Origin of the sequence: Coprococcus sp. ART55/1, assembly GCF_000210595.1 — a bacterium.
GTDB classification, from domain to species: domain Bacteria; phylum Bacillota; class Clostridia; order Lachnospirales; family Lachnospiraceae; genus Coprococcus; species Coprococcus aceti.
In genome coordinates this window covers 2,561,744-2,573,252 of sequence record NC_021018.1, presented here as the reverse complement: position 1 = coordinate 2,573,252, position 11,509 = coordinate 2,561,744, and the positions used below count along the sequence as shown (strand labels likewise).

Sequence of the window (11,509 nt, the reverse complement as noted above, 5' to 3'; positions counted from 1 at the left end):
TATGTGGTGCCTGCTTACGACGGATAACTACAGGGATTGCGTGCTCAAGGCGGTGAATCTGGGCAGCGATACAGATACTACGGCAGCGGTAGCCGGAGGACTTGCGGGAATCATGTATGGACTTGAAGGTATACCAGATGAGTGGTTGTCAAAGATGAAGTCAATGGACATGATAGATCAAGAATTATTTTCTTCGCTCCAATAATTGTAATCCCACGTCTCTGAGGATATAGCATCATTGAAAAGCCTCATAAAAACAGGTATAATGATTAACAACGGCCCATCACATCAAACAAAGAGTTGTGACGGGCTTTATCTTTAAAGAATAAAGGAGATACATAGAAAATGGCAGATTTTAAATACGAAATAGTGGAGCACATAGGAGTGATCTCGGAAAGTGCAAAGGGATGGACTAAAGAACTTAATAAGATATCGTGGAACGGTGGCACACCAAAGTATGATATCAGAGAGTGGGCACCGGAGCATGAGAAGATGGGTAAGGGTGTGACACTTACAGAAGAGGAGGCGTCTGAATTAAAGTCGTTGCTGTAGAGACAGCACGAGAAAGGACTAGGTCAATGAAGATATTTGTTGATGCTGACGCGTGTCCGGTGATTGATATAGTTGAAGACATAGCAACAAAATACAACATCCCAGTAACGCTTCTATGCGATACGAACCATGTCCTCACATCTGATTACAGTGAGGTTGTAGTAGTCGGTGCCGGAGCGGATGCGGTGGATTACAAGCTGATAAGCATTTGCCATAGAGGTGATATAGTTGTTACTCAGGATTATGGCGTGGCTGCGATGGCACTGGGAAAAGGTTCATTTGCGATACACCAATCGGGAAAGTGGTATACAAATGAGAATATCGATCAGATGCTTATGGAGAGACATTTGAATAAAAAGGCAAGAAGGGCATCGAGCAGGAATCATATCAAAGGGCCGAGGAAGAGGACAGAAGAGGATGACCAGAGATTTGCGGAGTCTTTTGAGAAGCTGCTGCGAAAGGCAAATAATCTGTAGATACATATGAAGGTGTTGAAGGATTCGAACCCTCACCACCAATGAACCGGAAGAGGTCAGATTTTAATGGATGATAAAAAATACAAACAGAACAATAGAATACTACAATACACATGCTGACAGATATTCCGAGGTAACCAGAAATGCTGACATGTCGGACATTTACAAGCGCTTTGAGGAACATCTCAAGCCGGGCAGCAGGATCCTTGATCTTGGCTGCGGCAGTGGTCGTGACAGCAAATATTTTCTGGACAAGGGATACAAGGTTGTATCTCTGGATGCGTCTGAGGCTATGTGCAGGAAAACTCAGGAGCTGACGGGAAAAGCGGCTGTGCATATGCGCATTGAGGACATGAACTATGAGAATGAATTTGACGCTGTGTGGGCATGTGCTTCGCTGCTCCATGTTGCCAAGAGCGATATGCACAAGATCCTTGAGAAGGCTATGAAGGCGCTAAGAGTCGGCGGGGTATTGTATGCTTCGTGGAAGTACGGCAAGAGTGAACGGACGCGGGATGATGGAAGGACATTTGCCAATTATACTGAGGCCCGGGTTTGCGATATGGTGGCGTTGGTTTCAGGCGCATCGCTTGAGGATGTATGGACGAGTCAGGATGTCAGGCTTGACAGGATAGGTCAGGGACATTTGTGGGTAAATGTTCTGGTGAAGAAGACCAGAGTTGTCATAACTGAGAAGGAATTTCTGAACATTTTCTGGAAGCAATACCAGATCATTGAGAAGGATGTCAGGATCAGTTCGGAGTATGTGGACATTCACAAGAGCAACTTCCCGACATTTTCAAGCAGATACATAAATATGTTTCTGAACATCTGCAGCAATATTGATTCTCTGATTGAGATATATTGCAAGATGGTAGAGGAGGACGATTACAGGAAGAAGTACAATATACATGACAGGCTTACTCCTGTGCTTAGGAAATTCCCGGCTATCAGGCTTGACGCAGTGAGGACGATAGACACATTTGAAGATATCGAGTTGAAGCCGTTCAGCGCATTTGTGGATGGCAGGATCGCGGATTGGTGGAATGACTATAACCTGGTAAAACATGCCAGAAGCGAGAAGAATGAGAAGACAGGGAAGTACAATTTCCAGAGCGCAAATCAGAAGAATGTGCTGACTGCCCTGGCTGCGTATTTTATCGTGTGCAACCGCATATACGAGGAGATATGCGAGATCTCGGCGACGCCGAAGAAGCTGCTCAAGTCTAAATTATTCCTGTACGTGAAGAATGGTGAGTAGATAAGGAAAGGTAATAGACTATGGTAAAACAGATAGTAAGAGATCAGATGTTTCTCAGCCAGAAGTCATCTCCGATGACGACTATGGATGCGGGAATCATAGCAGATATGCAGGACACATTAGCGGCAAATCAGGCGAGGTGCGTCGGCATGGCGGGCAACATGATCGGATATAAGAAGAGGATAATTATCGTCAGTATGGGATTTGCCAATGTTGTCATGCTGAATCCGGTACTCCTGTCAAAGTCGGGGGCTTACGAGACAGAAGAGGGATGTCTGTCTCTGGACGGCACGAGAAAGGTGACAAGGTATAGAGACATAGAAGTAGAGTTTCAGGATGCATCATTTGCAAAAAAGCGTATGAAGTTCAACGGATATATAGCCCAGATAGTGCTCCATGAGATGGATCACCTTGAGGGGCGAATAATTTAGGAGAGTTTATGGAATCAAAAGACGGAACATGGATCATGTATGGAGTTTCGGAGAATGATCCGGAGTGCCTGCATACGGTGGACGAACTTATCGGATATATAGAGGAAGTGGGATTTCTTCCTCTTTTCCGCAATGAGATACCTGGATTTTCGGTGGAAGAGCGAACCACGGAGAAGTATTGGTGGAGTGAAGACCCGCAGAGGGATCCTTGGGTGTGGCGTGAGATCATAGCCAGAAGAGGCGATATCGCATACGGCAAATTTTTCCACAATAAGGCGGGATTTATCTCAAAGAAATGGTTCCCGTATTTTGCAAATTATAGAAGAGCTGGATATGATTTCGATGCCAGATGGGATGATGAGCTTGCATCATTCAGGCAGAAGAAGATCATGGATCTGTTCATGGATGACCGGATAGACGAGGAGAGCGATGCGGAATTTGCAGCAGAAAAGCTGGATAGTATGTACAATACAGAACTTTTTTCATTCGATATAAAGAAGCTTGCCGGATTTGGCAAGGGCGGAGAGAAAGGCTTTGAGGGTACGATGACACAGCTCCAGATGCAGACATACCTGTGCGCATGTGACTTCAGAAAACGGTTGAACAAGAAGGGCGCGGAATACGGATGGAATGTGGCTGTGTATTCCATGCCGGAGAAGCTGTGGGGATATGACCACGTGACGTCCGCATATGGTGAGAGCCCTGAGGAATCGTGGGAGAGGATAGTGAAGCATATGGATGATGTCTACCCGATTGCCACAGAGAAACAGATAAAGAAAGTCTTAAAGTAGAGACGGTATACAGAAAACTCTAATTCAAAAGTTTACATCAAAAGTTTACACATAACATTACATATATCTTTACATATGTGTTTACATATGTTATGTTTATATGCAAGTCAGGTTATAAAGAATAATATGATGCCTACTTGAAGAGGAGAAATGATGAACACTGTATATGATGTTATTATTGTGGGAACTGGCGCTGCAGGTTTGTTCTGTGCGTTGAATTTTCCAGAGACAAGAAAGGTCTGTATTATCACAAAAAGGCGGGCTGATGAGTCCGACTCTTTTTTGGCCCAGGGAGGCATATGTATGCTGCGGGGTGAGGAAGATTACGAAGATTATTTTGAAGACACCATGAGAGCCGGCCATTATGAGAACAATAAAAAGACAGTCGATCTTATGATCAGATCATCGAATCTTGTTATCAGAGAATTGATAAGGCTTGGAGTTAGATTTGAGAGGGATGAGAGCGGAAAGCTTGCCTTCACCAAGGAGGGAGCTCATAGCCAGCCCAGAATATTGTTCCACGAGGATATTACCGGCAAAGAGATTACATCCACTTTGCTGGAATGTGCAAAGAAGAAATCCAATATCGAGATATATGAGTATACGACTATGCTCGACATCATCTGCAATGACAATGCCTGTGGTGGAGTGGTTATAGCTGATGAGGCGAAGAATATAAGCATACTTAGATCCAACAACGTTGTATTGGCGTGTGGTGGAATCGGAGGTATATATAAGAACTCAACGAATTTTGCCCATATAACAGGTGATGCCATAGCAATTGCCTTAAAACATGGAGTAGAGGTAGAGAATCTGAACTATGTGCAGATCCACCCGACGACACTGTTTAGCCGGAATAAAGGAAGAAGGTTTCTGATATCTGAATCTGTGAGAGGCGAAGGCGCTTGGCTTCTAAACAAGGCGGGCGAAAGGTTTACAGATGAACTGCAGCCTCGTGATGTAGTCAGCCATGCAATATGGAAACAGATGGAGATAGATGGAACGGAGCATGTGTGGGAAGATCTGAGACCGCTTGGAAGAGATGTGATCTTGCAGCATTTTCCACATATATACAAGCAGTGTAAGGATGAGGGATATGATGTGCTTGTTGAACCGATACCGGTTGTGCCGGCTCAGCATTACCACATGGGCGGAGTGAAGGCAGATCTCGCCGGAAGGACATCCATGGAAGGATTGTACGCGGTAGGAGAAGCCGGATGTAATGGAGTGCATGGCAGAAACAGACTGGCAAGCAATTCGTTACTTGAGTCGCTTGTTTTTGCACAGAGAGCGGCAGATGATATCATGTTCAGCAGAGAGCACAGAGGCTGTGGAGAAGACAACATAGATCTGTCTGAATATGAAGATATAGATGGTTTGTTTAGAGAATATAAGAATATAGTTTTGACAGAAACAGAAAGAAGAGGCTGAGAATGAATCAGATAACAATGAAATTGAATGCGGACAAGCTTATAATGATGGCTTTACAGGAGGATATCACAAGTGAGGATGTATCCACAAATGCGGTGATGCCAAAGGCACAGAAAGGAAAAGTAGACCTGATATGCAAGCAGGATGGAATCATTGCAGGACTTGATGTATATGCAAGAGTATTTACACTCTTAGATGACAGCACTGAGGTTGAGTTCTTCTGCAAAGATGGCGATGAGGTGAAGGCTGGCCAGCTTATGGGAATTGTGACTGGTGATATCAGGGTTCTTCTCTCTGGAGAGAGGGTTGCGCTTAATTACCTGCAGCGTATGAGTGGTATAGCTACATATACCCATGAGGTTGCAGAACTTCTTAAGGGAAGCAAGACTACTCTGCTGGATACCAGAAAGGCCACGCCTAATTGCCGTATATTTGAGAAGTATGCAGTCAGAGTTGGCGGAGGCAGCAATCACAGATACAATTTGTCGGATGGAGTATTACTTAAGGATAATCATATAGGCGCTGCGGGAAGTATAACCAATGCAGTGAGAATGGCAAAGGAGTATGCACCATTTGTCCGCAAGATAGAGGTTGAAGTTGAGACACTGGATCAGGTAAAAGAGGCTGTTGAAGCGGGAGCCGATATCATTATGCTTGATAATATGACAACGGATCAGATGAGGGCTGCGATCGATTTGATCGATGGACGTGCGGAGACAGAATGTTCAGGCAATGTTACAAAAGAGAACATAGAGAGACTGGTATCATTGGGAGTGGATTATATATCAAGCGGTGCGCTTACACACAGTTCACCTATAATGGATATATCGATGAAAAATCTTCATGCGGAGGAATAAAGTGAAGGCAAAAGAGAGAAGGGAAAGGATACTTGACATTGTGAAGAATTCAGATGTCCCTGTTCCGGCAAATAAGCTTGCGTCAGAATTTGAAGTCAGCAGACAGATAATAGTGCAGGATATTGCAGTGATCAGGGCGGCTGATGATGGCATAATTGCAACTAACAGGGGTTATATATACAAGAATGAATCAAAATGTCAGAGAGAGTTTAAAGTAAAACACGGTTATGACAGGACTGAGGAAGAACTCACGATCATAGTTGATTATGGCGGTGTTGTAAAGAATGTAAGTATAAGTCATACGGTGTACAATCGTGTTACTGCAAAGATGAATATTGCTTCCAGATACGACGTGGCAAAATTTATGAAAAAATTGGAAAACAGCCAGTCGTCCCTGCTTGGAAATGCTACGAACGGATATCATTACCATCTGATAGAGGCTCCAAGTGAAGAGATCCTGGACAACATAGAGCAGAAGCTCGATGAGACAGGCTTCCTTGTTCCGTGGCAGGAGTGGGAGAAATAATACAAAATGATTTGGAGAGAATAAAATGACGATAAAAGAGATACAGGAAGAGATAATCAGACTGAAGAAAGAGAAAGATTTCTGCATACTGGCACATGCTTATCAGGGACATGAGATTCTTGAAGTTGCAGATTATATGGGAGATTCATATGGACTTAGCGTAGAGGCGAGCAAGGATTCCCGCAAAAATATAATAATGTGTGGTGTGCGTTTTATGGCGGAGACATGTAAGATATTGTCCCCTGATAAGAATGTGTACCTGCCTAATCCTGAAGCCGGATGTCCGATGGCTGAGCAGATGAACCTTGAAACGCTGGATGAGATGAAGAAGAAGTATCCGGGATATGCGGTTGTCGCCTATATAAATACGACATCTGAATTGAAAACTGCCTGTGATGTATGTGTGACATCCTCATCAGCAGTGCAGATCTGCAGCAAGCTTGATAATGACAAGATTCTTTTTATTCCAGATCCGAATCTTGGAAACTATGTTCAAAAGCAGATGCCGGAAAAGGAATTTGCATTTTTTAACGGCGGATGTCCTAGACATCTTGCGGTTACCCTAGATGATGCTTTGAAGGCAAAAGAGTTACATCCACATGCGGAACTTCTTGTCCATCCTGAGTGCAGGCCGGATGTAGTTGCAGAGGCTGATTATGTAGGTTCAACCACAGGAATTATGGCATATGCCAGAAAGTCAGAGAAAAAAGAATTTATCATCGGTACAGAGCACAGTATTGTGGAGCATCTTCAGTATGAGTGCCCTGACAAAATGTTCTATCCAATTTCTTCAAAGCTGATGTGCCATAATATGAAGCTTACTACCCTGGTTGACATATTGAATGTATTAAAGGGCACAGGTGGCGAAGAGATAGTCCTTTCTGATGAGGTGATGGAGGGAGCTTCCCGCTGCATCAACAGAATGATCGCGCTTGGATAACGAGGTGTGGATTATTATCCAGAGCAGTGGGACATATCCATGATCGATGAGGATATGGACAATATCGTAGAGCTTGGATGCAATGTCATCCGTATAGCGGAGTTTGCATGGCATATCATGGAGAAGACGGAGGGGCAGTATGACTTTTCGTTCTTCGATCATGTCATCAGCAAGGCAAAGGAGAAGGGGCTTCATGTGATACTTGGAACCCCGACAGCGACTATTGCTTAATTATATAAAATACGGTTGCTTATTAGTTCATTAAGCGACCGTATTTTTTTGTACCTGTGTTATAATGTTATAAAAGTGTATAATATTATTTGCAAATTATGATCAGCCAGACTGGCTGGAGTATAGGAGGACATGATGGGTATTGTTGAATTAAAAAATGATAAGATCGCTATAAAGGTGAATACTCACGGCGCTGAGCTTGTGAGCCTGAAGAGTATCGAGACAGACAGAGAATACATGTGGTGCGGTGATGCTGAGTATTGGGGAAGAGTTTCTCCTGTGCTGTTTCCATTTGTGGGAAAGCTTGAAGGACAGCGTTACAGACATAACGGGGTGGTTTATGAGAATATACCTCAGCACGGATTTGCAAGGGACAGCGAGTTTGTAGTGGGTGGCCAGACTGGTGATACACTGCTGTTTGTGCTTGAGAAGAATGATACATGGCAGAAGAGCTATCCGTTTGATTTCAGTCTTTGTATAGGATACAGACTTGAAGGTTCATCTGTACATGTTATGTGGACCGTTGTGAATGAGGGAACTGACACGATTCATTTTTCTATCGGTGCCCATCCTGCATTTGCATGTGAGGGAGGCATCGGCGGTTATTCTCTGGATATGCACACAGGTAAGAACGAGATTGAATGTGGTCTTTTGACAGCAAATGGAGTTCTTGGAGATAGAACAGTTACGCACAGACTGACAGATGGAGTCTTAAAGCTGCGTGATGAGATGTTTGATGAGGATGCCCTGATCATGGATGGTAAGGGTATAAATACGATTACATTAAGGAACTCATCTGATGCGCCGGTTTTGCAGTTGAGATTTGATGTGCCGCAGATAGGCATATGGTCTCCTGCAAAGAAACATGCGCCATTTGTCTGCATAGAGCCTTGGTTTGGCAGGTGTGACCGCGAGGGATATGACGGAGATCTGGCGGACCGTGAGTATTCAAACAGTCTTGAGGCTGGCCATTCGTTCAGCAAGGAGTATGTCATCGACATACTATAATGGAAAACATATCATGTGTCAGATTAAGATATAGCAGAATATAATTTGTAAGCAGGGCGGGACATCCCATTGGTGAGATGTCCCGCCCTGCTTGTTATGTTTCATATACATTAATGTAAAACCTATGTAAAAGGTGCCTGACTCCATTGTTGTTCCTTTTTGTAGAGTGCTGAAAATACTACTTGACATATAATACTATGTGACGTATAGTATACTGCGTAAGGAGGTATAGCGATGGATATACAATTGAAGAGAGGGATGCTCGATGTGTGTGTGCTTGCGGCCATCAAGGACGAGGATTCCTATGGATATCAGATCATCAAAGATATGAAGCCGTATGTGACGATATCAGAGTCCACACTCTATCCTATCCTCAGAAGACTTGAGGCGGGGTCGCTGCTCACGGTTCATTCCGTGGAGCACAACGGAAGACTCAGAAAGTATTATCATATTACGGATGCCGGAAGAGCCAGGATAGAAGAGTTCAAGGAAGAGTGGAAGGAACTGGAATCCATATACAGATTTATTGTGAAGGAGGAAGTCAGAGATGAACAAACAGGAATATCTTGAGTCGATAAGAAGCAGGATCAGTGCGATGCCGGCTGATGATGTGAACAGGTTTATGGATTACTATAGCGAGATGATAGATGACCGCGTGGAGGATGGCCTTTCCGAGGAGGAGGCTGTGGCAGATATGGGATCACCTGATGCAGCAGTGGAGCAGATACTTGAAGATATGCCGCTTACAAAGCTTGTGAAGGAGAAGATCAAGCCAAAGCACGAGCTCAAGGCATGGGAGGTCGTACTCATAGTACTTGGTTCTCCGGTGTGGATACCACTTCTCATTACAGCGGCGGTATTGTTGCTCACACTGTGGATAGTTGCATTTGCACTTCTTATATCATTCTATGCGGTGGTGCTCAGCTTTGTGGTTGCGGGAATAGGCGGATTGATATGTACCATACCTCTGTTCGTGGCCCACAGCCCTTACACAGCAGTTCTAATGCTCGGAGCAGCACTCATAGGAGTTGGTATAGCGATATTGTTTGTTGTATCGGTTAAGCCTGTTACGGTTGGTATATTTAAGGTCTGCAAGGCCAGTGTGAATGGAATAAAGAGAATGTTTGTAAAGGAGAAATAGTCATGAGTAGAACAAAGAAAGCTGTTATTGTTGCATCGGTCATGATCGTGGCAGGCATTATCACTGTGATCTCAGCACTTGCTGTAAATGGATTCAGATGGCCGAATGTGACAGTTAATCTGGCCCACATGACATCGGAGCCGGTGAACTACGTAAAGAAGACTGTTGATATAAAAGATAAATTCACTGCAATTGATGTAAAAAGCGCATCAGATGTGGATGTTTCCGTGAAGAAGGCGAGTGGAGATACAAGTTATGTGGAGTATTATGACTGCGAGAATCTGACGCATCATGTAGATATATCAGATGGCGTGCTCAGGATAACCGCAGATGACAGTAGAAACGCGGCATTTAACATTTCCATTGGTATGTACTCTGGAGCATGGCCGTCCGTGACGGTGTATCTGGCCGGCACGGAGTACGATGATCTGAAGATCGTGACCAGCAGCGGTGACGTGGATATGGAATATTATCTGGCAATAGGCAATATCGATATAGAGGCCGCCAGCGGCGATGTGATCGTAAAGGGGGTAAATGCAGATGCTCTGACAGTGGCGACCAGCAGTGGTGACATTAAGCTTGACAGTGTATCGTCAAAGGATACAAGAATATCAGCAAACAGTGGTGACGTCAGTCTTGGTGATGTGGTGATGGATAATATTGATCTGAAGACCTCCAGTGGCAATATCACATCTGGCAGTATAAAGGCAAAACGTATAAACGGTCGTGCGTCAAGTGGTGACGTAATGATTAGAGACTGTGATGCTTCTGAGATCAATGTCGTGACAACCAGTGGTGATGTATCGATCGGCATTGGCTCAGAAATGAAGTATGAATACAATACAAAGACATCCAGCGGTGATGTAAATGTACCGGACTCGGTTGAGGGAGCAGATGGAAAGTGCAATATCGAGACTAGTAGCGGAGATATTGATGTCACACAGTAAGTCGTAACTGAATACATTTGAAAATTGGTTCAAGGCAGGTCTTCTGAAATGGAATGACCTGCCTTGAGTTGCATTTAGGCTAAATTAAAGTTAATTAATGAAATAAAATGTCGGTAAAGGCCTCTGCTTATTGTGGATTTACGCTAAAAATGGTATCTTTAATATGTATATATATTTATACGGAAGAAAATATCAGGGAGAGTAAAGGATGAGTGCATTTGCATTGAGACTTGCAGTATTACCTTCGGTGTTACTGCTGTTATTTGTAGTCAGAAGAAATAAGAATAGCAGGGATCCAATGAGCCTGCTAGTATGGCTTGCGGTTCTGGGAGCTGTCAGCACGATACCGGCAGTAGTCGTGGAGCTGGTTGGGGGCGTATTGTTATACTACATGGGATTGGAATCCGGAACGGCGGTTTATGAGCTGGTCAACTGCTTCTTTATAGTGGCGATGATCGAGGAACTGGGCAAATTCCTTGGAATGTTAATACTTACATGGAAAAATAAGAACTTTGACCACAGCTATGACGGCGTTATATATGGCGTGTGCTCGTCGCTCGGATTTGCAACACTGGAGAATATCCTGTATGTATTCCAGGGTGGAATAGGACTCGGAATCCTGAGGGCTGTGACAGCAATCCCACTTCACTGCTCATGCGGCGTTATCATGGGATATTTCTACTCAAAGGCGAGAGAGAATGCGAACAAGGGCGAGGGTGCCGCAGGCAATATGCTGATAGCGTATTTTAGCACCATGGGAATACACGGACTGTATGATTTTGTGTTGTCGATTGATGACACCAGCGTGATCCTGTGCATACTGGTTCTGATCCTGTCGGTGGTTCTGATGTTCCTGCTCATATCCCATGCGGCAAAGAACGATCATATCATAGCGGTAAATCCTATATGGGTGAATC

General features: G+C 44.1%; 16 protein-coding genes. All 16 read left to right on the top strand.

The features are described from left to right. On the top strand, positions 1–205 hold a 205-nt coding region (locus tag CCU_RS11580; RefSeq protein WP_208896202.1), incomplete at its 5' end, for an ADP-ribosylglycohydrolase family protein. A gap of 140 nt (positions 206–345) precedes the next feature. Continuing rightward, the gene (locus CCU_RS11575; RefSeq protein WP_015534799.1) at positions 346–552 is read left to right on the top strand and encodes a YdbC family protein; all 207 of its coding nucleotides are present in this window, start codon (positions 346–348) and stop codon (positions 550–552) included. Positions 553–578: 26 nt separating this feature from the next. Further along, positions 579–1,028, top strand: a complete 450-nt coding sequence (locus CCU_RS11570) for a YaiI/YqxD family protein (RefSeq protein WP_015534798.1) — start codon at positions 579–581, stop codon at positions 1,026–1,028. A 70-nt stretch (positions 1,029–1,098) separates the two neighbouring features. Beyond that, the gene (locus CCU_RS11565) at positions 1,099–2,289 is read left to right on the top strand and encodes a class I SAM-dependent methyltransferase (protein ID WP_015534797.1); all 1,191 of its coding nucleotides are present in this window, start codon (positions 1,099–1,101) and stop codon (positions 2,287–2,289) included. 20 nt (positions 2,290–2,309) lie between these two features. After that, positions 2,310–2,720, top strand: coding sequence for a peptide deformylase (locus CCU_RS11560; protein ID WP_015534796.1), 411 nt, complete (start codon positions 2,310–2,312; stop codon positions 2,718–2,720). Between the two features lie 8 nt (positions 2,721–2,728). Further along, complete coding sequence (locus tag CCU_RS11555) at positions 2,729–3,511, top strand: AlkZ-related protein (RefSeq protein WP_015534795.1); 783 nt, start codon at positions 2,729–2,731, stop codon at positions 3,509–3,511. A 150-nt stretch (positions 3,512–3,661) separates the two neighbouring features. Then, positions 3,662–4,942, top strand: a complete 1,281-nt coding sequence (locus tag CCU_RS11550; RefSeq protein ID WP_015534794.1) for an L-aspartate oxidase — start codon at positions 3,662–3,664, stop codon at positions 4,940–4,942. Between the two features lie 2 nt (positions 4,943–4,944). After that, complete coding sequence (gene nadC, locus CCU_RS11545) at positions 4,945–5,799, top strand: carboxylating nicotinate-nucleotide diphosphorylase (protein ID WP_015534793.1); 855 nt, start codon at positions 4,945–4,947, stop codon at positions 5,797–5,799. 1 nt (position 5,800) lies between these two features. After that, positions 5,801–6,325, top strand: a complete 525-nt coding sequence (locus CCU_RS11540) for a transcription repressor NadR (RefSeq protein ID WP_156327928.1) — start codon at positions 5,801–5,803, stop codon at positions 6,323–6,325. Positions 6,326–6,350: 25 nt separating this feature from the next. Next, positions 6,351–7,265, top strand: coding sequence for a quinolinate synthase NadA (gene nadA / locus CCU_RS11535; protein WP_015534792.1), 915 nt, complete (start codon positions 6,351–6,353; stop codon positions 7,263–7,265). A gap of 6 nt (positions 7,266–7,271) precedes the next feature. Continuing rightward, complete coding sequence (locus CCU_RS11530; protein WP_070097446.1) at positions 7,272–7,496, top strand: beta-galactosidase; 225 nt, start codon at positions 7,272–7,274, stop codon at positions 7,494–7,496. A gap of 135 nt (positions 7,497–7,631) precedes the next feature. Then, positions 7,632–8,504, top strand: coding sequence for an aldose 1-epimerase family protein (locus CCU_RS11525; protein WP_015534791.1), 873 nt, complete (start codon positions 7,632–7,634; stop codon positions 8,502–8,504). 234 nt (positions 8,505–8,738) lie between these two features. Then, positions 8,739–9,074, top strand: coding sequence for a PadR family transcriptional regulator (locus CCU_RS11520; protein ID WP_015534790.1), 336 nt, complete (start codon positions 8,739–8,741; stop codon positions 9,072–9,074). Continuing rightward, positions 9,052–9,645, top strand: coding sequence for a DUF1700 domain-containing protein (locus CCU_RS11515; RefSeq protein ID WP_015534789.1), 594 nt, complete (start codon positions 9,052–9,054; stop codon positions 9,643–9,645). The genes CCU_RS11520 and CCU_RS11515 overlap by 23 nt, the downstream gene beginning before the upstream one ends. 2 nt (positions 9,646–9,647) lie before the next feature. Beyond that, positions 9,648–10,592 (top strand): DUF4097 family beta strand repeat-containing protein, encoded by a 945-nt coding sequence (locus tag CCU_RS11510; RefSeq protein WP_015534788.1) that lies wholly within the window; start codon positions 9,648–9,650, stop codon positions 10,590–10,592. Between the two features lie 208 nt (positions 10,593–10,800). Then, a partial coding sequence (locus tag CCU_RS11505; RefSeq protein WP_208896200.1) for a PrsW family intramembrane metalloprotease occupies positions 10,801–11,509 on the top strand: 709 nt, incomplete at its 3' end.

Coding starts and splice junctions, on each gene's coding strand:
- CCU_RS11575 (WP_015534799.1), top strand. CDS start 346: ATGGCAGATTTTAAATACGAAATAGTGGAGCACATAGGAGTGATCTCG.
- CCU_RS11565 (WP_015534797.1), top strand. CDS start 1,099: ATGATAAAAAATACAAACAGAACAATAGAATACTACAATACACATGCT.
- CCU_RS11515 (WP_015534789.1), top strand. CDS start 9,052: ATGAACAAACAGGAATATCTTGAGTCGATAAGAAGCAGGATCAGTGCG.
- CCU_RS11560 (WP_015534796.1), top strand. CDS start 2,310: ATGGTAAAACAGATAGTAAGAGATCAGATGTTTCTCAGCCAGAAGTCA.
- CCU_RS11555 (WP_015534795.1), top strand. CDS start 2,729: ATGGAATCAAAAGACGGAACATGGATCATGTATGGAGTTTCGGAGAAT.
- nadA (WP_015534792.1), top strand. CDS start 6,351: ATGACGATAAAAGAGATACAGGAAGAGATAATCAGACTGAAGAAAGAG.
- CCU_RS11525 (WP_015534791.1), top strand. CDS start 7,632: ATGGGTATTGTTGAATTAAAAAATGATAAGATCGCTATAAAGGTGAAT.
- CCU_RS11520 (WP_015534790.1), top strand. CDS start 8,739: ATGGATATACAATTGAAGAGAGGGATGCTCGATGTGTGTGTGCTTGCG.
- CCU_RS11510 (WP_015534788.1), top strand. CDS start 9,648: ATGAGTAGAACAAAGAAAGCTGTTATTGTTGCATCGGTCATGATCGTG.
- nadC (WP_015534793.1), top strand. CDS start 4,945: ATGAATCAGATAACAATGAAATTGAATGCGGACAAGCTTATAATGATG.
- CCU_RS11570 (WP_015534798.1), top strand. CDS start 579: ATGAAGATATTTGTTGATGCTGACGCGTGTCCGGTGATTGATATAGTT.
- CCU_RS11550 (WP_015534794.1), top strand. CDS start 3,662: ATGATGAACACTGTATATGATGTTATTATTGTGGGAACTGGCGCTGCA.